The following is a 21244-nucleotide window of genomic DNA, read 5'->3' on the forward strand; positions in this document are numbered from 1 at the left end:
CCGTCACGGCATCTATCGGTGGCTATCGCCAGGCAGCGAAATCGTTTGGCGGTATTGGTAACGGTAAGAACTGAAGGCCGGATTCGGACCCTTACTATCGAGACCAAACCGGTCTTTGACGGTAAATCCCTCCTCCGGAATGCTGCAGTCATGCGGCTTTCCCGGCATCAGCAGGTCTCCTGACCTTTGACGGTAAAAGCCGTCCTGAACACGAGGGAAAACCTCGATGCTGACCGACACCGACCTAGAGGCGATCTCGCAATCCCGTTAGCAACCTGATGCTAGCCGGACGATTGCGTCGCGGCTGCCAGCTTTCTCCCGAAGCAGAAACTTCTGGATCTTACCGGTAGCCGTCTTGGGCAGCTCAGTAAAGATGACTCGGCGCGGGCATTTGAAGCGTGCCAAGCGCGACTGGCAGAAGGCAATCAATTCCGCTTCGCTGGGTGTTTCGACGCCAACCTTGAGTTCGATGAAAGCGCACGGCACCTCACCCCACTTATCGTCGGGTTGAGCAACGACGGCCGCATGCAACACGGCTGGGTGACAGTGGATCGTTTCCTCCACCTCGATGGAAGAAATATTCTCACCGCCCGAGATGATGACATCTTTGCACCGGTCGGTAATTTGCACATAGCCATTCTCGTGAACCACAGCGACATCGCCAGTGTGGAACCAGCCACCCGCGAATGCTTTGGAGGTGGCGCTTTCGTTTTTCAAATAACCCATCATGGTGGTATTTCCTCGAAGCAGAAGCTCCCCCGTCGTGTGTCCGTCATGGGGCACCGGTTCCAGAGATTCCGGGTCCGCGACCATCAGACTTTCAAAGGCGGCGGCGCGAGCCCCTTGGCGTACCCGAAGGGGTCCCTGTTCATTGATCGGCAGGTCGCTCCAACCGTCTTGCCAGACGCAGCTGACGGGCGTTCCGGAAACCTCGGTTATTCCATAGACATGGTCGACGTCGAAGCCTAGCGATAGGACGGCGCTGAGCACAGTCGCGGGCGGAGGCGAGCCTGCAGTCAGTACGCGAACCGGCTTTGCCAACGGTTGGCGGCCCGCTACGTTAGCGATCATTGCCATCACAATGGGGGCCGCACAAAAATGATCGACGCCATGGCACTCAATGGCCTCGAACACGGAGTCTGCCGATACTTTACGCAGGCAGACATGGGTGCCCGCCGCTGCCGTGATTGCCCAGGTGAAGCACCAGCCGTTTGCATGGAACATGGGGAGCGTCCACAGATATCGAGGAGCACGAACCAGTGGCCAGTTGGTCATCTGCAACATGCTCATCAAGTATGTGCCCCGATGGCTCGCTACTACGCCCTTGGGGTCCCCTGTGGTGCCTGAGGTGTAGTTCAGCGCAATCGGCTGCCACTCATCGCTCGGCCATATGCCTTCAAATTGCGGATCGCCATCGGCGAGCAGCGTTTCATAATCAATGTCGCCGATCGGGAGGCCCATCGGTGCCAGGTGGTCGTTGATATCGATCACCATGGGGCGGTTTTCCAGAAGCTCCAGCGCTGCTGCGGCGACGCCAGCAAATTCGCGATCCACCAGCAGCAGTTTGCATTCCCCATGCTGCAGGATGAATGCAACACCCTCGGCGTCGAGTCGGTGATTAATCGTATTCAGGATTGCGCCGGACAGAGGCACGCCATAATGCGCTTCCAGCATCGCCGGCGTATTGGGTGACAAGATGGAGACGGTATCTCCAGGACCCATGCCCTTCTTGCTGAGCGCTGAAGCCAGGCGATAGCAGCGCTCGCGAGTTTCGGCCCATGTCCGGCTTAGGTCGCCGTGGATTACCGCAGCCCGGTTCGGATGCACAACCGCGGCGCGGTCGAGAAATCCGAGAGGAGTTAGCGGTAGATGATTAGCAGCGCAGCGGCCGAGCCCGCTTTCATAAGCACCAGGTTTCATGGGACTGTCTCCTTATTATTGTGATGAAAAGTGGCGAACGCGTTGACCGGCTCACGGTCTGTAACGAGCGTGTTTTCGATGCTGGTTTCATCGGCATATCCAAGACTCATACCGCACACCAGCATTTGTTCGGGCGGGATGGAGAGGATCTCTGCAATAACGTTGTGGTACTTCAGAAACGCAGCCTGTGGGCATGTGTGCAGACCTCTTCCACGCGCCGCGACCATCACGCTTTGCAAGAACATTCCATAGTCGAGCAGGCTCCCTTCCTGGAGCACCCGGTCAATGGTGAAGAGCAGCCCCACCGGGGCATCGAAGAACCGATAGTTACGGCCGTGTTGCTCATGCATGCGTTGTTTGTCGCCCTTTGCAATACCCAGCAAGCCATAGAGCTCCCAACCCACCTTTCTCCTTCGATCGACGTACGGAGCCACCCACTCGCGCGGGTAGTATTCGTAGGGATCGTCCAGGCTCATGCTCAATGACGGATTGCTGTCGATATCAGCGATGGCGAGAGAAAGGCGATCCTTCATATCGCCAGTAACGACATGAACACGCCACGGCTGCATGTTCACGCCAGTGGCACTGAAGCGCGCAACATCAAGGATCGATTCAATCTCTTCGCGGGGCACGGCGGTGGGCAGGAACGCTCTGATGCTGCGTCGAGTTGTAATCGCCCAATCAACCGCCTGGCTCATGAGATCCGGCGAGAGTGGCGGTTGCGATAAGCGGTTCATGTTCATTCCTACAGGCTGTTTCGATGAGCAGCGGGGCTGCCGGTCGGTTGTTGTCGGCGCGACAGTTCAAGTGCATTTTTTACTTGGGTGGAATCAGCTCGCGACTGATTGATCATGGTCACCGCCGCCGCTCCGATCAGGCCTGCCAGACTGATGGCTAAGAAGTTCTGCTCGAGAGGCAGATTCAGCGAGACCAACCAGCCAATAAGTACGGGCGCAACGATAGCCCCGATACGGCCTACCCCAGAAGCGAAGCCAACGCCCGTCGAACGGATGGTGGAAGGATAGAAATCGCCGGCGTAGGCGTAAGCCAACAGTTGAGTTCCGAGCGTGGATGCCCCGACGATGAAGACGACCGGGAAGAGGAGGGTCGGCGATCGGGTATAGGCTAAACAGGTGAGAGCAATGGCCCCGACGATGTAGAAGCTGACCAGCACGTGCTTGATGTTCAGCTTGTCGCTGAGCCAGCCACCGCCAACGGCCCCGACGATAGCTCCTACGTTGAAGACGATTACGAAGTTCAGTGCCGAGCCGAGACTGAAGCCGGCCATAGCCATTAACTTGGTTAGCCAGGAATTCAGCGCATACACCATGAACAGGCCAGTCATGAATGCAGCCCAGATCATCACTGTGCTGAAGCCACGGCCATCCTTGAAAAGATTACGGATCGGAGTCTCTTCCTTACCCTGAATCGCAGGATTCCCTCTCATCTCCGTGTCGTCGCTTATGGCAAGTGTTGGCTCGATCTTTCTGGCAATCTGACGGAGCTCATCTTCACGCCGATTTTTGAGAAGGAAGCCGATGGACTCCGGCATGGTTTTGAGGATGAAAGGGATCAAGAGTACGGGTAGCCCTGCTACGTAGAACACCCACTGCCAACCATGGCTCTCGATGAGCTGCTTGGCAGTCAGTGCTACGAGAATGCCACCGACCGAATATCCGGCGAAGACAAGGGTCACTAGCCGGGTGCGGAGTTTCAACGGTGAAAACTCACCCATCTGAGCGGTGCAGACAGGTAACACTCCACCGATACCGAGGCCGGCAATGAAGCGTGTAACGCTGAAGCTGATGGGATCGTTTGTCAGGCCAGCCGCGGCTGTGAAGATGCTGAACAGCGCTACGCACACCGCGATCATCTTCGGACGCCCTATACGGTCAGCCAGTGTTCCAAGAAACATGGCGCCTAGCATCGTACCGAACAGTGCGGATCCAGCCATGATTCCTGCGCTGGTCGGATCGACGTTCATGTCCTGCATGATGGCCGGTAGAGCCGCGCCTACGACGGCAAGGTCATAGCCATCAATGATCAGGATGAGCACGCACCAAAACAGGACGCGGCCATGGAAGCGGTTGAATTTTGATTCTGCCGCGAGCGCATATACGTTCACCGATTGCATATCGTGTCTCCTTCAATCTTGTTCTTGTTTGTGAAGTGCACATCTATCTGCGTCACTAGGTGTGCCGGCCTCTGGGGCTTCGCGCGCGCTCGATCGCACCTCATCGTAGATTCGGTTTGCTGGGCATGCGGAGTGCTAGGGCAACCTGCGACAGATCGTAGGAGGTCCCGCCGGTGCGGCCTATGCCCTGGGGCATCGTTGTGATTGACCGGTCTGGACACTTCGGCGGCGAAACCAAATGCACCGCGACGGATGCAGCGGGATTCGCTGGGTGATTGCTCACCTGCTGAAAAGGGTTGGGCCGATCAGTTGAGCTGGATTGCGTTCAGCTAATCGGCGGCGTCGTCAGCATGAGAGCGCCGGTAGGCACCGGGGCTTACACCGGTCCATTTCTTGAACGCTCTATGGAAGGCACTGGTTTCCTGGAAACCGGTCTGTGCAGCTATGTCCGAGACGGTGAGATCGGCTTGGCATAAGAGATTTATCGCCATGTCGCGCCTAAGATTGTCCTTCAGGCGTTGGTAACTAATACCCTCGGCCTGGAGCCTCCGTTGAAGAGTGGAATTGGACATGGTCAACATCTTGGCGAGCTGGTCCAGCTCAGGCCACTGATCAGGACTCTTCTCTCGCAGGCGCTGCCTGATTTGGGCACTTATGCTCTCGTCATTGCGGTACTTCACAAGAAGGGTCGCCGGAGACTCCTTGAGGAAAGTGGCCAGGCTGGCAGGTGTCTGAGCTACCTTGAGGTTCAGATAACTGCAGTCGAAACGAACCATCGAAACAGGTGCGTCGAAGTGAATTTCTTCACAGAAGCGCATTCGGTAGTCGCTGTCGTCGTCGGGTCTTGAGGGGCGTAAACAAAGTTCCTGGAGCGGAATGCGCCTGTTCCCGAGCCAGCACAGGAGCCCATGAACGAGTATCAGCCATGTGCCGCAGCAGTACAGCCTTCGCTTGATGCCATGGTCGCGGATGATGATATGGGCCGACCCTCCCTCCAGCTGAAGCTCCCCGTGAACGTCGTCCAATACCAGCCTCAAAAAGGACAATATCCGGCGCAAGGCCTGCTCCAGCGAGTCGCATCCGATGGCCAGGTGACACATGGCCCGGAAGCTTCCTCGACGCATGGGATGCGTGTCGATGCCGAAGAACTCGTCATCGAGCAGATCCGACAGCGCCACCCACAGGCGCGAAAAGGCCGTAGCGGAGACTCGGGCTTGCGGGGCGGCAAGCAATGCCGGTTCGATGCCGGCTTGCTGCAGAGCAGACGAAACATCCACGCCACGCTGGAGTGCGCCATGGAGTGCTTCATGCACCAGGCCAATTGATGTAGTTCCCTTGTCCGGGACGAGCACCATATTTTCTCCGTCCTGCACCGTAACCCGATTGGGTTGATCCATATCCACGTGGTCGGTCAGCCCGCGGCCGGGTCTCTGCCTTTACGGGTGCGCAATACGTTCCCGGTTGGCGGTATTGCCTGTCAACCCAAAGGACGTCGGAATACCACCCTCCAGCCCTGAGTGGGTTTGGCATAACCGAGAGTTTGTCCAAACCGTTCAGGCCTGCTGAGGCTTTTGAACATTGTGGCCTCGGCCGCTGAACGCCAACATAACTACGCTTTCGGCCAACGTGCCGCCCGGTCTGCAGGGAAAACCAACGCGCCATAGGCTAAGGAGCGCGTCGCTTGATTCGCTCAGAAGAGTCAATGCCAATGCTTGTGTGCGCAGTTGCGAATGGCAGCGAAGTAAAACGACTCTAGTCGGCGATTGCAGCAACCAGCGACCACACGTGGCTTTTATCAGTAGCTTATGCCCCAATCATTTTTCTCCCTGGAGTTGCCTTTCATGAATTACCAGACTCTTCTAACTGATGAGCTCGATGGCATTGGCCTGATAACACTGAATCGCCCCGAAGCCCTCAATGCAATAAATACGGCTTTAATCGATGAACTAAGCACGGCGCTGGATTACTGTGAGCGGTCGCCAACGATTGGATGCATTCTTATCACAGGCGGCGACAAAGTATTTGCAGCCGGTGCGGACGTAAAAGAGATGTCCGAACTCTGCTATCCGGAAACCTATCTGGATGACTACCTCAGCCGTCTGGATCGGGTGGCGCAGCGGCGCAAACCGATCATAGCTGCTGTTGCTGGGCATGCCTTGGGTGGGGGGTTCGAACTGGCTCTGATGTGCGACTTCATCATTGCCGCCGAGAATGCTCGCTTTGGGTTGCCTGAGGTCAAGCTCGGCGTCATCCCGGGCGCTGGTGGGACACAGCGGCTCGCACGGTTAGCGGGGCGCGCCAAGGCAATGGAGATGACCCTCACGGGGCGAATCATTGATGCAGCAGAGGCCGAGCGTTGTGGCGTAGTCGCCAGGGTCGTTCCTTTAGGAGAGCTTCAGGCCGTAAGCCTGGCAGCCGCAAGCCGCCTAGCGTCACAGTCTCGTACCGCAGTGATGATGATCAAGGAATGCATCAATCGAGTGGACGAGGGTGCTCTGGCTGAGGGGCTCCGATTCGAGCGCAGAATGTTCCATTCGGTTTTCGCCACCTCAGACCAGAAGGAAGGAATGAGGGCATTTGTCGACAAAAGAACGGCCAGATTCCGCCCATAGCTCTTGCGAGCCTAGCGCAGCAATAAGCCCTTTCACCATGATTCGAGCGAGCAGGCATGATAGAAAAAATACTGTACTGGGAGCATTTCACGCTTGGGAGATCCTGGAGCGCTCAGCGTGATCATCCTGTAGAACGAGACGAAATAGTCGAGTTTGCCCTCAAATATGATCCTCTCGATATTCATATCTATCCCGATCAGGCGCCAAACACGCCTCTCGGCGTTCATTGTGCAAGCGGGGTGCAGACGTGGGGTATGGCGCAGCGCATGCTATGCGATGCATTTCTGCTGCGAACGCATGTCGTTGCGGGCGGCCGCATGGATAACTTTCGCCTGCTGAGCCCAGTTATGCATGGTGACATGCTCCGGCTAAAAGCGGAGGTCATAAACGCGGCTCCGCATTTCTCGAAGGATGACCGCGGCTGGGCGGAGTTTAAAATTGAGGTATCTGCGGAAGACACAAGGGTAGTTCTCGTCTACGAGACAGCGATACTGATCATGCGAGGACTCTTCGATGGAGTTGCTTGAGCTTTTCAAAGCAGAACGAAGCTCGGAAATAGGCAATCCCCACCTCAAGGCAGGCTTAAGGTATCCAGGCCTTTAACGCCGCCCGGATTAGTTTGGTGATTTCAAACTGTTCCGTTCTATGAGCTTTCTGCTGCAAAACGATGGCGCATACTCGACCACTTCCTCCGGGTCGACTTCAACCCAGGCAACCGCCTCCCGCGCGTCCACAACGCCAGACGGCTATCTTTGCCAGTATTTTTGCCATATGGTCACGGCGGGTCGGCTGATCCGGTTGTTTCCGTGGCTAAATCAACGAGGCGCTGACGGTGCTTACTGAGGAGAACTAACCCGAATGAAGGACAACAGACTCCTCGAAATGCGGGTATTCAAGGCGGTGGTCGACGCCGGGGGGTTTACCGCGGCGGCGCACGTTCTGGGCCTTAGCCAACCCTTCGTCAGCCAAACCATTACACGTCTGGAAGACCGTCTGGGGGTACGCTTGTTGCACCGCTCGACACGTGGCCGGCGGCTGACAGGGGAAGGAGAGAGTTTCCTGGCATCGTGCAGGCGGATACTTGATGACATCGAGCAGGCCGAAGCAGAGATTTCCGCCGCTCGGTCACAAGCCAGCGGCGATCTGCGAATCAGCGCGCCGTTGGCTTTCGGGTTGGATCAGGTCGTGCCACGGCTGCCTGATTTTCTGGCTCAGCATCCTTCGGTCGTGATTCATCTGGCGCTGTCAGACTCGATCGCCAACCTGATCGAAGAAAATGTGGATGTTGCGATCCGGATGGGCCGGCTAGTCGATTCATCTTTGCGGAGCCGCAAGCTATGCGATCTTCAACGGATCGTAGTTGCCGCGCCACGCTATTTAGAGGCTCACGGGCAACCTGGAAGGCCACAAGACCTTAACGGTCATAACTGCCTCTTGTGGGAAGGCCCCCTTGATCATCTGAACAGATGGCCATTCATGGAAGACGGCAACCTTCACACGTTGCAGGTCAAAGGCAACTTCCAGAGCACCAGTGGACAAACCCTATTCGAGCTCTGCACCGCCGGGGTGGGCATCATGCGCCTGGCAGAGCACCTCGCCTTGCCGGCCATCAGGCGCGGCTCGCTTGTTTCGCTACTCGACCGCTATCGCGTGCATGACGATACCGCCATTCATGCGGTGTTTCTGCCTGAACGTGAGGTTCTGCCGCGGACTCGGAGCTTCGTCGACTATCTAGTTGACGTGTTCGCCACCCCTCCGTGGACGAGTTAACGGGCCATATATAGCTGTCAGCAATAATTATTATTAGATAGGCTATGTTGACGCTCGCCGAGTAATACCTATAAATTGAAACCAAAATAATAAGAGGCTGTTCGGCGCTCTGCCAGCGCTGACAGGAAGTATACTCTGCTAGTCCCTGCATGGCTTATAAAAGGTCGCGCATGGCGCGGCCGTTAAAAATAATAATTACCATTCACAGACGAAACTTCGTATAACAAAGAGGAAAGCATTCGAACGCGTGCCAAGGTATCCAGCCTGGCTCTGATGATTCCCGACAATAATAAGGACTAAAAATAATGTACAAAAATAAAGCCTCCCGCGTCGTAGCCTTGATTGGCATTTCCCTATCAATCGCTTTTGGTCACACAGTCGCCCATGCGCAAAGTGACAAAGTGTTCAATATTCGCCTTGGACACACAGGGTCGCCCGAGCATCACTTCCAGAAAATCTCCGAGCGTTACGCTCAGTTGGTGGATGAGCGAACCGGCGGTCATGTGAAAATCAAGGTGTATCCCTCCGACTCGCTTGGCAAGCAGGTGGAACTGGTCGAAGGTACTTTCATCGGCACCAACGACATGGTGCTCACCTCTGACGCTGTGCTTTCCAATACTGTCCGCGAAGCGGGAATGATTAACCTTCCTTTCCTGTTCCGGGATTCGGATCACGTACGCAAGGTACTTGATGGTGAGATAGGTGCCGCCCTTTCCAAGAAGGTCGAGGCGCAAGGCGCCGTGGTGGTGGGGTGGTGGGAGAATGGTTTCCGCCACATCACCAACTCCAAGCAACCCATTACCAAGCCAGAAGACCTGAAAGGAATGAAGATTCGCGTGCCTGAAGGGCCAATCTTCGTTGAAACGTTCCGCTCTCTCGGTGCCAACGCCACGCCAATCGCTTTCACCGAACTCTATTCGGCGCTGCAACTGGGTGTCATTGACGGGCAAGAAAACCCGCCGGCGCACATCCTCACCCAGAAGTTCTATGAAGTGCAGAAATTCGCTTCAAGGACCGGGCACATCTACCTGTCTTCCCCCGTCCTGATCAACAAGGGCCTGCTAGAGCAGTTGCCGGCGGAATACCAGGAAGTCTTGCTTAAAACGGGCAACGAACTAGCGGCAGTGCATACCAAGATGGTGCTCGATGAAGAGGCCAGCCAGTGGCAGCAAATCGAAGAGATGGGTATGCAGGTCAACGATGTGGATAAGGCTCCCTTCGTAGAAGCAACCGCGCCGGTCATCGCTAAATACCGCGAGGTGTTCGGTCCCGACCTGATCGATGCGGTCGTCAAAACCAACTAATCAGGTGCTAGGCGAGGAACGGGGGAAGCGCCGTTTCTTGCCTTGAGGGGCTGCGCATGTTGACCAAAGCCATGACCAAATTTACCAGCATCCTGACGGGGCTTGCCGCGGCACTGTTCCTCGTCATGACGGCACTGGTTTGCCTACAGGTATTTTACCGATATGTATTAAACAGTCCGCTTACGGGGTCCGAAGAGGCGGCCCGGGCGATATTGATCTACATCGTGATGCTGGGCAGCGCCGTGGCGGTCGGTAACCGCTCGCACATGGCCATCGATTACTTCTACCACAGACTTCCAGCGTTACTCAGGAAAGCCGCCGCGCTTCTCCACCTATTGTCCATCGGCGCCATTTCACTTTTGTTGATAGTCAAAGGATCCGAACTGGCCCAACGCACCATGATGCAGACGACGCCTGCCCTGCAAATTCCAAAGGGCCTTATCGTCTACGCGTTTCCTATTGGCGGAGCTTTGATGCTCTTTTACGCACTTGCATCACTGATTCGGCAAGTATCGAGTTCCAAAGGCGCAGTCAGGCCCCCGGAACAAGAAAGCACGTCTTGAGGGGCATTAAATGGTCGTTACACTTTTTCTAGCTTTCTTTGTACTGATCTTCGTCGGCGTGCCAATCGCGTTCGCCCTGGCTGCAGCCTCCATCCTCTCGCTATTGCTGTTCACCGATATGCCGATGCTGCTGATAGTGCAGCGGATGTACTCCGGACTGGATGTGTTTGCGCTGATGGCGATTCCGCTGTTCCTTTTTGCCGGCTACCTCATGTCTGAGGCCAGGATATCGGACCGGCTGGTGGCCTTGGCATCAGTATTCCTTGGCCGTTACAAAGGCGGGCTGTCGCTCGTAGCTACAGGCTCATCCGCGATTTTCGGCGCCATCTCTGGATCGGCGAACGCCACTACGGCGGCGATCGGCTCAGTGATGATCCCGGCGATGGCCAAGCGCGGATATGACCAGGCAGACTCCGCCGCAGTGGTCGCAGCCTCGGGCATTCTCGGGTTGGTGGTACCGCCCAGCATCACCATGGTGCTTTATGGCGTTGTCGCAGGCGTTTCGATCGGAGACCTGTTTCTCAGCGGCATTATTCCCGCGCTGATCATTTCGGCCGGGCTGATGGGAGTGAACTACTACATAGCCAAGCGCAAGGGTTATTTGGGCAGCGAGCCGGTACCCATGGCCGAGGCCGTGAAAATATTCCGCGACAGCCTGATCGCACTCGCGATGCCGTTGATTATCCTCGGCGGCATCTATTCCGGAGCCTTCACCCCAACGGAATCGGCCGCAGTGGCCAGTGCGTACGGCCTGCTGGTGGGTTTCTATTGGTACCGCAACCTGACGTTGAAAAGCGTGTTTAACGTCAGCAAGAAAACCGTCGAAGTCACCGCAACCATTTTGTTCCTGATTGGCACATCCAATGTTTTCACCTACATCCTGACGTCAGAAAACGTGCCGCAGTCGCTTGCCGCGGGATTGATCGGCTTTTCGGACAGCCCCATCGTCATAATGCTGATAATTCTGGCTATGCTGCTATTCCTCGGTACGTTCCTGGACAATGTTGCGGCAATAATCCTCGTCACGCCGACGCTGCTACCGGTTGTTCACAGCCTTGGAATCGATCCGATCTTTTTCGGTGTATATATTGTGATCGCCGTTGCGGTCGGTCAGATAACGCCTCCCGTGGGTCTGAATTTATTCATTGCCACAAACCTGACAGATAGACGTTTTGAAGAAGTCTGTAGAAGCACCGTTCCTTACTTATTTCTTTATACAGCTCTTCTAGTCTTTTTCATCTTCGTCCCGGGCCTGCTTTCGGTATTTGGTTAGCTTCCGGCCATGCGCAGCCCCGTTCAGGCTGCGCATAACGCCTAATCATCGCCCCGATGAATATTAGTTATTGCAAAAGTGATATTGAAGGGAAAGCTATGTGCGCTTAACTTTGTCGCGCCTGGAGTAATTAAATTAGCCTGAAATAACCACCTATGACTGGAGTATTAAAATGGTTGCGCTTGGGAATAGAGTATCTATTTATCAGCCCGAACAGGAAGGACTGAAATTTCCGCAGTTGCCGCAGTTCTCGAACCATGCTGACGAGCGGCAGCACCGCAAAGAAAGGCTGGTCGCAGCTTGTCGCGCCTTTGCCTTGCACGGCTTGGATTACGGCTTCGCTGGTCATCTGACAGTGCGAGACCCGGAACGGCCGGAGCTGTACTGGACGAACCCGATGGCCGTGCACTTCGATCAGGTAAAGGTATCGAATCTCATTCTGGTCGATCATGTCGGAGCAGTAGTGGAAGGCGACTACGCGGTCAACCGGGCCGGCTTCATCCTGCATGCCAACGTGCATGAAGAGCACCCGGACATTATCGCCATGTGCCATGCCCACTCAGTCTACGGCACTGCGTTTGCTGCCTTGGGACGCCCGATCGAACCGATTACCCAAGACGCCTGTGCATTCTTTGAAGACCATGTGATCATTGGCGACGAAGCTGGGGCTGTTGCAGTGGAAAATCACGCCGGCTCGAACGTGGCGAAGGCATTCAGGGGCGTCAAGGCGGCGATTCACCAGAACCACGGCCTGCTGACAGCCAGCCGCCACAGCATCGAATCGGCAGCGTTCTGGTTCATCGCGCTGGAACGCTGCTGCCAGCAGCAACTGATGATTGAGGCAAGCGGCCTGAAGCCCACCTTCGTATCACCTGAGCGGGCGCGCTATAGCCGTGAGCATGTGGGCAGCGAATATATTGGATGGCTGCACTTCCAGCCCATCTGGGAACAGCTGGTACAGCGCAGCCCAGACATGTTCGATTGACAGGCTGGCCGAGGCGGAACCGGCATTGGGTCCGCCTCGGCACAGTTGGCAGGAATGTTGTGCTCCTCCAATTTTGAGCGGCTACACAGAGCCTACAATCTTCGAGAGATCTGCCCAGACAGGCCCGTCCACATCAAGGGTCCGTAATTAATAATGGTTCCCGAGGAAGAATCATTGAAAACAATCAGAGCTGGCGTGTTGGACGTAGCGTATCTGGACGTTGGTCCGGTCAATGGTAGTTCAGTGATTCTGCTACACGGGTTTCCATATGATGTTAGAGCCTATGAAAAAGTTGTTGAGAGACTAACTGCACTAGGGATGCGTTGCTTCGTTCCATACCTGCGTGGTTTCGGCCCGACACGTTTTATTGATGCCGACACAGTCCGATCCGGCGAGCAGGCGGCACTTGGTGCTGATTTGATTTCATTCATGGATGCTCTGGATATCAGCAATCCAATCCTGGCTGGTTATGATTGGGGGGGTAGAGCCGCTTGTGTTGTATCTGCGCTCTGGCCTGAACGTGTACGGGGATTAGTCAGTTGCGGTACCGGCTATAATATTCAATCAATTCGCCATGCCGCGTTTCCTGCTGCTCCTGAAGCGGAGAAGCTTCTTTGGTATCAATATTATCTCCATAGTGCTAGAGGATACGAAGGGCTAAAGAAGTATCGTGATGAATTTTGTCATTTGCTCTGGCGTAGTTGGTCGCCGACTTGGGATTTTTCAAAAGAGGAATTCTCGCTCACAGCCAAATCATTCGATAATCCTGATTTTGTTGATGTGGTTACTCACTCGTATCGTCATCGTTTTGGGCTTGTTACTGGCGACCCAGGTTACTCATTGATTGAGTCAAAGTTGGCCGAGTTGCCAGAGATTATTGTTCCTGCAGTGGTTATTGAGGGCGAAGAGGACGGTGTCACTCCGCCACAACTTGATTTTCATATAGAACGCTTCGCTGCACTCCGTAAGTTAGTTAAGGCGCCCGGTGTTGGTCATAACTATCCGCAGGAAGCGCCTGTAGTTTTCTCAGACGCGGTTATTAGCCTGGCTATCGATTAAGCGCTTGCTGAACCAGTGGAAGTGATCCACCAGTCGAATCGTTGAACAATGAAGCCCCGGCACTGCCGGGGCTTCCGTTTCAAGGGGTGGCTGGTCAGTGAAAGACGGCTGGCATGTCGATACGACGCCAGATCGCTTCGGAAAAGCTGTAGGCGGCGAAGGCCACGAGCCCGAGACCGACCAGCGACAACCAGAAGGCACCGAATGGCAAGCTTTGCAGCGCATTGAGCGCATCTTCCAGGCCCGGAGGGTCGGTGGGTTCGTAGCGGGCGCCGCCGCTGAACAGCATGCCGGCGACGATCAGGAAGGCGACGCCTCGCGCGACCAGGCCGGCCCGCGAGATCGGTCGGACCCAGCGCATGATGTGTTCACCGGCATAGAAGTACTTTTCGAACTTCGCTTTCCAGCCCTTGATGATATGGGCGATTCCCACTCCCAGCGGAACCAGGGCGACCACATAGACCAGGTAGTTGGAGTATTTCCAGCCAAGCAGGCCGGAGAGAAAATCGCCGCCACCCCCACCACCGGACGAGTCGCCTATGGAACTGCCGAGCAGGCCAAGCGTGAAGAGCGTCAGGAGGGTATAGGCCACGGCGCTGCCGATCAGCCCCGCGCGTATCAGCAGGCCTTTGGCATCGGTGCCATGACCCTCCGGGTCGGAGATTGCCTGAGTCAGGCGCCAAGCGACATAAGCCACAAGTCCGACGACCATGATCCAGAGCAAGGTAGCGCCGAAGGGTTGCCCCAACAATTGCTGAATGGCGCCTTTGGTGCCCACGGTGTCGCCGCTGCCGATGCCGGCAAGGAAGGCAAACGCGCCGACGATGAGATAGACGACACCGCGTGCCGCATAGCCGCTTCGGGCGAGCCAGACGATACCGGTGCTGACGTCGCCTTTGGCGTGGGCTGCATGGGTATGCATGGGGAGGAGCCTCCTGTCGGCTTTCTGATGACGGTCAATCAGTAGACGGGCCCCGCCGGAGAGGGTTCGATGCGTGCACGGCGAGGCGGTGACGACTTCGGATGTCCGGAACGTTGGGAAGCTGTAGCATGACGCAAATGCGACCTATTCCTTTCTGCTGCAAGCCCAGGTCGCTCGTAGCTGTTTTTCAATGGGATTCACGATGAGCTTTACGCGAAGAAAGATGTTGGCCGGCCTGGCCGGCCTGGGGGTGCTGGGCATCGTGGGTGGCGGTGTGCGCTACTGGCTCGGGCGTCCGACCGATGCGCTTACCCATGACTACGAACTGATCGCCGCGCCGCTGGACATGGAACTGGTCGCTGGCCACCAGACGCCTGCCTGGGGCTATGGTGGGCAGGCGCCTGGTCTCGAGCTGCGCGCGCGCCAGGGCGATTGGCTGCGGGTGCGATTCGTCAATCATCTGCCGGAGCCAACGACCATTCACTGGCATGGCATCCGGTTGCCGCTGAACATGGATGGCGTACCCTATGTATCGCAATTGCCGGTGTTGCCCGGTGAATCCTTCGATTACCTGTTCCAAGTGCCCGATGCGGGCAGTTTCTGGTATCACCCGCACACCACCAGCGCTGAGCAACTGGGCCGCGGTTTGGTCGGGCCGCTGATCGTCGAGGAGCGCGAGCCGAGCGGTTTCCGCCACGAGCGCACGCTGAGCCTGAAGAGCTGGCACGTCGACAAGCAGGGCGGCTTCACCGCATTCAGCGTACCGCGCGAGGCCGCGCGCGGCGGCACGCCGGGCGTGCTCTCAAGCGTCAACGGCGAGCATGCGCCAACGCTGCGACTACCTGCCGGGCAGGTGGTGCGCTTACGCATCCTGAATCTGGACAACACCCTGACCTATCGCCTGAATCTGTCGGGCGGCGAAGCGCGCATCTATGCGCTCGATGGCAATCCGGTCAAGCCCCGGCCGCTCGGCAAGGAATACTGGCTGGGACCGGGCATGCGGCTGGACCTCGCGCTCAAGGTTCCGCCCGTCGGCGAACAGCTGTCGTTGCGCAACGGCCCCCTGCGGCTCGCCACGCTCGAGTCGGTGGGCAGCAGCGAGGCCGAGGGCGCGTGGCCGGCGGCGCTGCCGGCCAACCCGGTCGCCGAGCCGGATCTGGAGCAGGCCGAAACCCTGCGTTTCAACTTCGAGTGGGCCGGCACGCTGTCCAGTGACACGGGGCAGGGCGAGGCCTTCACCTTCTGGCAGGTCAATGGCCAGGCGTGGGACATCAATGACAAGACCTGCGCGGATCGACCCATCGCGACGCTGAAAAAGGACGGTCACTACATCTTCGAATTGCGCAACCTCAGTCAGTATCAACATCCGATTCATTTGCATGGGATGACCTTCAAGGTCATTTCGTCCAATCGCCGTAAAATCAACCCCTGGTTCACCGATACCTATCTGTTGGGCAAGAATGAAACCGCCCGGATCGCTCTGGTAGCGGATAATCCCGGCGTCTGGATGTTTCATTGCCACGTCATCGATCACATGGAAACCGGCCTGATGGCGGCGATCGAAGTGGTCTGAGGGCAGGCTGCACGGCACTGAACGAAAAGCGAGCCTCTTCTGCGGTTAAGTTGGATTGTTAATGAAAAGACCCGTGATCATCGACCGTTCCCTGGACGAGTTCTTCATGCAACAAGCCTTGGCGCTTGCCGCCGAAGGGGCGCGGGCGGGCGAGGTTCCGGTGGGTGCTGTGGTGGTACAGCACGGCGAAGTCGTCGGTCGAGGCTTCAACTGTCCGATCTCCCGCCACGACCCCAGCGCCCACGCCGAGATGGTCGCGATCCGTGAGGCGGCGGCGCGCGTCGGTAACTATCGACTTCCCGACAGTACGCTGTACGTAACGCTGGAGCCCTGCAGCATGTGTGCGGGGCTGATCGTGCATTCGCGCGTTCAACGGGTGGTATACGGGGCTACCGAGCCCAAGGCTGGCGTGGCGATCAGTCGCGGGCAGTTCTTTTCCGAGGCGTTTCTCAACCACCGCGTGCTGGTCGAGGGCGGCGTCATGGCTGATGCCTGCAGCGCGATCCTGAGTGAGTTCTTTCGCGCGCGACGGCTCAAGGCGCGGGCGGGCGATGCGTTGCAAGACGAGATGGGCGAGTGACTGGCGAGGCGCCTTCCGGTCAGACGCTGCTGCTGTAGCGCCGCACGCCTGCTTCGGGCAGTTTTTCGTGGGCGGCGACGCTGCCCTGTGCTGGAAACACCACCAGATGGTCGGCGGCGACGCCGATCCCCACTTCCTGGCCGGTCGGATAATCGGCATGGCTGGGGAAGATTCCCTCGAGCAGATTGCCGGTCGGCAGTTTCAGGCGGTACAGGGTCGAGGCGCCGAGGAATGTCTTGCCGACGATCAGTGCCTTGAGCGCGCTTTGCGGTGCGTAGATGATGTCATCCGGGCGCAGCAGAACGTCGACCGAGCTGCCGGCTGGCATGGTATAGGCCCGGTTTCCGCGAATGACCCCCAGTTCGGTCTGCACCGTCTCCGGGTCGATCAACTGACCGCGAATGAAATAGCCCTGACCGATGAAGCTGGCGACGAAGGGCGTCAGCGGCTCGTGGTAGAGGTTGTACGGTGTGTCCCACTGCTCGAGCCGACCATCCTTGAAGACTCCCACCTGATCGCTGACGGCGAAGGCTTCTTCCTGATCGTGAGTGACGAGAATGGCGCTGGTGCCACGGGTCTTCAGGATATCGCGCACTTCGTGGCTCAGCCGACGTCGCAGGTCACCATCGAGGTTTGAGAACGGTTCGTCGAGCAACAACAGTTCTGGTTCGGGCGCCAGCGCGCGGGCGAGGGCGACGCGTTGTTGCTGGCCGCCCGACAGCTCGTGCGGGTAACGCTTGCTCAGCTGTGCCAGGTGCACCAGTTCGAGCATTTCGCGAACGATGCGCTGCTTCTGCGGATGTTTACCGATGCCGAAGCCGATGTTTTCCGCCACCGTGAGGTGCGGGAACAGAGCGTAGTCCTGGAAAACCATGCCGATGCGGCGTTTTTCCGGCGCGAGGGTGAAGCCGCGTCGCGATAGAACGGCGTCGCCCAGCTGGATTTCGCCTTCGCTGACGTGTTCGAAACCGGCAATGGCCCGTAGGGTCGTGGTCTTGCCGCAGCCAGACGGGCCCAGCAGGCAGCCAATGTCGCCGCGATTGAGGTGCAGATTGAGATTCTGCACGACATTCTGGCCGCCATAGCCGCAGTCCAGGTTGCGCAGGTGCAGGAGCGTTTGGGGGCTCATGCGTGGTGGTAGGCCGGCTCGACCAGGAACTCGAGCAGCGCCTTCTGTACGTGCAGGCGGTTCTCCGCCTGGGCCCAGGCGACCGAGCGTGGGTCGTCCAGCAGATCGTGGCTGATTTCCTCGCCGCGGTGGGCCGGCAGGCAGTGCATGAACAGCACGTCCTCGGCTGCCTGATCGAGCAGGGCGCGGTCGACCTGATACGGGCGGAAGGTGGCGATACGCGCGGCGACTTCGTCTTCCTGACCCATGGAGGCCCAGACATCGGTGCTGATCAGATGAGCGCCGGCAACCGCTTCCCGAGGGTCGCGCACGACCCGGACCCGGTCACCGGCCTTGGCCAGCAGGTCGGCTTCGGGTTCGTAGCCTTCGGGACAGGCGATACGCAGCTGGAAATCGAACTGGATCGCCGCTTCCATATAGGAGTTGCACATGTTGTTGCCGTCACCGACCCAGGCCACCGTCTTGCCGGCGATGCTGCCGCGATGCTCATGGAAGGTCTGCATGTCAGCCATCAGTTGGCAGGGATGCAGGTCGTCCGACAGGCCATTGATGACCGGCACCGAGGAGTGCGCCGCGAACTCGGTCAGCGTGGCGTGGGCGAAGGTGCGGATCATCACCGCATCGAGCATGCTCGACATGACGATGGCCGAGTCGCTGATCGGCTCGCCACGCCCCAGCTGGGTATCACGGGGCGAAAGGAAGATCGCCTGGCCGCCCAGCTGGATCATTCCGGCCTCGAAGGACAGCCGCGTGCGGGTCGAGGCCTTCTCGAAAATCATTCCCAGCACCCGGTTCTTCAACGGCTCGAACAGAACGCCGCGCTCGCGCAGATCCTTCAGCTCGATGCCGCGACGAACCAGGCCGAGCAACTCCTGGGGCGTGCAATCCATCAGTGAGAGAAAATGCCTTGCGCTCATATCAACTACCTTTATTGCCGCAATCGAGGCCAGAGGTTTTTCGGGGAAAAAGAAGGGCCTACGACAGGGGTCGCAACAGAAGCGACGAAACGGGAAAGGCGCGATCTTATCCAGAAAGCCTTCGCGGGCGCAAATCGGGCTCAGCGCGTCGGAAAGCTGCCCCACAAGCGAGCGTTCGGCTGTACCTCGGGAGAAAAGCCGACTCCGTGACTCGGCTTTTAGGGCGCTGTTCCTGTACAATGCGCGCCAACCGTGACTAGCCGAGGTGCCCCATGGATATCATCGAAACCATCAAAGAGCAGATCGAAAAGAACCCGGTGCTGCTATACATGAAAGGCTCGCCCAACGCCCCGCAATGCGGCTTCTCCGCTCGCGCGACGCAGGCGGTGATGGGCTGCGGCGAGAAGTTCGCCTACGTCGACATCCTGCAGAACCCCGAAATCCGGGCCAATCTGCCGAAATACGCCAACTGGCCAACGTTCCCGCAATTGTGGGTCAGTGGTGAGCTGGTCGGTGGCAGCGATATCATTCTGGAAATGTTCGAGAAAGGTGAACTGCAACCGCTGATCAAGGAAGCCGTCCAGAAGGCCGGCGTCTGATCGCACGCTTATTCTGAACCCGCCGCATCGGCGGGTTTTTTTATGCCTGCATGCCGCTCGTAGCGGGCGAGGGGCAAGGGTCGCGCGCTGGGCTATTCGGCGCCGAAACGAAAACGGGAGCCAATGGCTCCCGTTTCATTGCAGGCAGAAGGCTCAGTCGTCCATCTGGGACTGCAGGTAGTTTTCCATACCAACCTTGTCGATCAGGCTCAGTTGGGTCTCCAGCCAGTCGATGTGTTCTTCCTCGGACTCGAGGATGTCTTCCAGCAACTCGCGGCTGCCGTAGTCGCCGACGCTCTCGCAGTAGGCGATGGCGACCTTCAGATCCTGCACACCGCCTTGTTCGAGCTTGAGATCGCAATCGAGCATTTCACGCGTGTTTTCGCCGATCAGGAGCTTGCCGAGGTCCTGGAGGTTGGGCAGCCCTTCGAGAAACAGGATGCGTTTGATCAGCTTGTCGGCATGCTTCATCTCGTCGATGGATTCATCGTATTCATGCTTGCCGAGCTTGCCGAGCCCCCAATCCTCATACATGCGGGCGTGCAGAAAGTACTGGTTGATGGCGACCAGCTCATTGCCAAGGATCTTGTTGAGGTGCTGAATGACTAGCCTGTCGCCTTTCATGTCGGTGTCCTGCTTCGAATTCGAGTACGTCTGATGCGATCAGTCTGGCCACGATCCAGCGGACTGTCAAACCTAAGTCATTGAATGCAAAAGGGTAAAACGAATAAGAATACGTCTGTTCCGCGACTGGCAAGCAAGACGTTGATTTGCGGACAGAAAAAAGCCGGGCTCAGCCCGGCTGCGCGCTTCGGTTCTCAGGCGGGAACGAAACTGGCCGGATAGGCAAGGGAAGCCTGGGCGCCCTGGACGTTGCTCAGTGTCTCGCGGACGACTTGCTTGGCGACGCATGCACATTTGCCGCACTGGGTGGCTACGCCGGTGGCGTCGCGTACCTCACGATAGCTGCAGCAGCCTTCGTAAATGGCTTCACGGATCTGGCCGTCGGTAACACCCTGGCAAAGACACACGTACATAAGGACTACCCGTTGGGTCTGTGATGGTTGAGATGCTAAACAGAATGATAATGATTGTCAAAGAACACTCGTCGGGTAGTCTGCGTTTCAGAAATGGATGTATTGGCCAGGGCCACTGTCGTTCGCAGCGGGCCATCGGCGGGCGTCCCGTGGTATCGCTCTGCAAGGCTGCGGTGTACCGGCCGCGCGCACGGCCAATTGGGCTGAAGGTCCACGCGCGCGATGCGCTAAACTGCGTCCCCTTTTTCTGCATCTGGAGCCGTCATGGCCCTGCAAGCCACGCCTTATAAGGTCGAGATCAACCTCACCGATCTTGATCGGCATGTTTATCAAGACCTGCGTTTCACCGTTGCCCGCCACCCATCGGAAACCGAGGAGCGACTGGCTGCGCGGTTGATCGCTTACGTGCTCTGGTACGACGAGCAGCTGGCGTTCGGCCGGGGGCTATCGGATGTAGACGAGCCAGCGCTGTGGGAAAAGAGCCTGGATGACCGCGTGCTGCACTGGATCGAGGTGGGCCAGCCCGATGCCGAGCGCATTACCTGGTGCTCGCGTCGAGCCGAGCGATTCAGTCTGGTTGCCTACGGCAATCTCCGGGTCTGGCAGACGAAGGTGCTCGACAGCGTGCGCAGCCTGAAGAAAATCAATGTGGTGGCGGTAGACCAACAGGCGCTGGAAACCATCGCCCGCGATCTGCCGCGAGCCATCAGCTGGAGCGTGATGATCAGCGAGGGCGGGCTGTTCATCACCGACGAGCGTGGCCAGCATGAAGTGCCGCTCGAATGGCTGATCGGCGAGCGCGGATAGCCCTGGTCCACTGGCTTTCGCACCGAAAGCCGCCGATGCAGGGCGATATGACGGGCCGGG

21 protein-coding genes are annotated in these 21244 nt (G+C 57.6%); 12 read left to right on the plus strand and 9 right to left on the minus strand.

What is annotated here, in order from left to right; genetic code table 11:
• Positions 1–267: 267 nt before the first annotated feature.
• From GQA94_RS09690 to GQA94_RS09705, 4 genes are all read right to left on the minus strand, one after another.
• Complete coding sequence (locus GQA94_RS09690) at positions 268–1920, minus strand: AMP-binding protein (protein WP_158187815.1); 1653 nt, start codon at positions 1918–1920, stop codon at positions 268–270.
• Positions 1917–2657, minus strand: coding sequence for a nitroreductase (locus tag GQA94_RS09695; protein ID WP_233270232.1), 741 nt, complete (start codon positions 2655–2657; stop codon positions 1917–1919). Before GQA94_RS09695 ends, GQA94_RS09690 begins: the two co-directional genes overlap by 4 nt.
• 8 nt (positions 2658–2665) lie before the next feature.
• The gene (locus tag GQA94_RS09700; protein ID WP_158187817.1) at positions 2666–4054 is read right to left on the minus strand and encodes an MFS transporter; all 1389 of its coding nucleotides are present in this window, start codon (positions 4052–4054) and stop codon (positions 2666–2668) included.
• A gap of 329 nt (positions 4055–4383) precedes the next feature.
• A complete protein-coding gene (locus tag GQA94_RS09705; protein WP_233270233.1) occupies positions 4384–5451 on the minus strand; it encodes an AraC family transcriptional regulator in 1068 nt (355 codons plus the stop codon).
• A 444-nt stretch (positions 5452–5895) separates the two neighbouring features.
• Here GQA94_RS09705 and GQA94_RS09710 point away from each other — a divergent pair, with 444 nt between their 5' ends.
• From GQA94_RS09710 to GQA94_RS09745, 8 genes are all read left to right on the plus strand, one after another.
• Positions 5896–6666: an enoyl-CoA hydratase-related protein gene (locus GQA94_RS09710; protein ID WP_158187818.1), complete on the plus strand. Its 771-nt coding sequence runs from the start codon at positions 5896–5898 to the stop codon at positions 6664–6666.
• Positions 6667–6722: 56 nt separating this feature from the next.
• On the plus strand, positions 6723–7193 hold the full coding sequence (locus tag GQA94_RS09715) for a MaoC/PaaZ C-terminal domain-containing protein (RefSeq protein ID WP_158187819.1): 471 nt from the start codon (positions 6723–6725) through the stop codon (positions 7191–7193).
• A gap of 331 nt (positions 7194–7524) precedes the next feature.
• Positions 7525–8436: a LysR family transcriptional regulator gene (locus GQA94_RS09720; protein WP_158187820.1), complete on the plus strand. Its 912-nt coding sequence runs from the start codon at positions 7525–7527 to the stop codon at positions 8434–8436.
• A gap of 305 nt (positions 8437–8741) precedes the next feature.
• Complete coding sequence (locus GQA94_RS09725) at positions 8742–9740, plus strand: TRAP transporter substrate-binding protein (RefSeq protein ID WP_158187821.1); 999 nt, start codon at positions 8742–8744, stop codon at positions 9738–9740.
• Between the two features lie 56 nt (positions 9741–9796).
• Entirely contained in the window at positions 9797–10303 is a 507-nt protein-coding gene (locus tag GQA94_RS09730; RefSeq protein ID WP_158187822.1) for a TRAP transporter small permease, read from the plus strand.
• Positions 10304–10313: 10 nt separating this feature from the next.
• Entirely contained in the window at positions 10314–11576 is a 1263-nt protein-coding gene (locus GQA94_RS09735) for a TRAP transporter large permease (protein WP_158187823.1), read from the plus strand.
• A gap of 172 nt (positions 11577–11748) precedes the next feature.
• Positions 11749–12561 carry a class II aldolase/adducin family protein gene (locus GQA94_RS09740; RefSeq protein WP_158187824.1) on the plus strand — a complete coding sequence of 271 codons (813 nt, stop codon included), beginning with the start codon at positions 11749–11751 and terminating at the stop codon, positions 12559–12561.
• A 153-nt stretch (positions 12562–12714) separates the two neighbouring features.
• Positions 12715–13620 (plus strand): alpha/beta fold hydrolase, encoded by a 906-nt coding sequence (locus tag GQA94_RS09745; protein WP_199270123.1) that lies wholly within the window; start codon positions 12715–12717, stop codon positions 13618–13620.
• A gap of 94 nt (positions 13621–13714) precedes the next feature.
• Here the strand turns inward: GQA94_RS09745 and GQA94_RS09750 are convergent, their stop codons facing one another.
• Positions 13715–14542, minus strand: coding sequence for a DUF1206 domain-containing protein (locus tag GQA94_RS09750; RefSeq protein WP_158187826.1), 828 nt, complete (start codon positions 14540–14542; stop codon positions 13715–13717).
• Positions 14543–14744: 202 nt separating this feature from the next.
• Here GQA94_RS09750 and GQA94_RS09755 point away from each other — a divergent pair, with 202 nt between their 5' ends.
• Positions 14745–16115, plus strand: a complete 1371-nt coding sequence (locus tag GQA94_RS09755) for a multicopper oxidase family protein (protein WP_158187827.1) — start codon at positions 14745–14747, stop codon at positions 16113–16115.
• A gap of 61 nt (positions 16116–16176) precedes the next feature.
• A complete protein-coding gene (gene tadA, locus GQA94_RS09760; RefSeq protein ID WP_158187828.1) occupies positions 16177–16695 on the plus strand; it encodes a tRNA adenosine(34) deaminase TadA in 519 nt (172 codons plus the stop codon).
• A gap of 19 nt (positions 16696–16714) precedes the next feature.
• On the opposite strand, the gene GQA94_RS09765 is transcribed toward tadA, so the two are convergent.
• Together GQA94_RS09765 and argF are read right to left on the minus strand one after the other, a co-directional pair.
• On the minus strand, positions 16715–17824 hold the full coding sequence (locus GQA94_RS09765; RefSeq protein ID WP_158187829.1) for an ABC transporter ATP-binding protein: 1110 nt from the start codon (positions 17822–17824) through the stop codon (positions 16715–16717).
• Positions 17821–18741: an ornithine carbamoyltransferase gene (gene argF, locus GQA94_RS09770; RefSeq protein ID WP_158187830.1), complete on the minus strand. Its 921-nt coding sequence runs from the start codon at positions 18739–18741 to the stop codon at positions 17821–17823. Before argF ends, GQA94_RS09765 begins: the two co-directional genes overlap by 4 nt.
• A 272-nt stretch (positions 18742–19013) precedes the next feature.
• Between argF and grxD the strand changes: the two genes are divergently transcribed.
• Positions 19014–19340: a Grx4 family monothiol glutaredoxin gene (gene grxD, locus GQA94_RS09775; RefSeq protein ID WP_158187831.1), complete on the plus strand. Its 327-nt coding sequence runs from the start codon at positions 19014–19016 to the stop codon at positions 19338–19340.
• Between the two features lie 153 nt (positions 19341–19493).
• Here grxD and bfr read toward each other — a convergent pair whose 3' ends face one another.
• Positions 19494–19964: a bacterioferritin gene (gene bfr / locus GQA94_RS09780; protein ID WP_158187832.1), complete on the minus strand. Its 471-nt coding sequence runs from the start codon at positions 19962–19964 to the stop codon at positions 19494–19496.
• Between the two features lie 194 nt (positions 19965–20158).
• On the minus strand, positions 20159–20377 hold the full coding sequence (locus GQA94_RS09785; protein ID WP_158187833.1) for a bacterioferritin-associated ferredoxin: 219 nt from the start codon (positions 20375–20377) through the stop codon (positions 20159–20161).
• Between the two features lie 264 nt (positions 20378–20641).
• Here GQA94_RS09785 and GQA94_RS09790 point away from each other — a divergent pair, with 264 nt between their 5' ends.
• On the plus strand, positions 20642–21184 hold the full coding sequence (locus GQA94_RS09790) for a YaeQ family protein (RefSeq protein WP_158187834.1): 543 nt from the start codon (positions 20642–20644) through the stop codon (positions 21182–21184).
• Positions 21185–21244: the final 60 nt, after the last annotated feature.

It is taken from the genome of Stutzerimonas stutzeri, assembly GCF_009789555.1.
GTDB classification, from domain to species: domain Bacteria; phylum Pseudomonadota; class Gammaproteobacteria; order Pseudomonadales; family Pseudomonadaceae; genus Stutzerimonas; species Stutzerimonas stutzeri_R.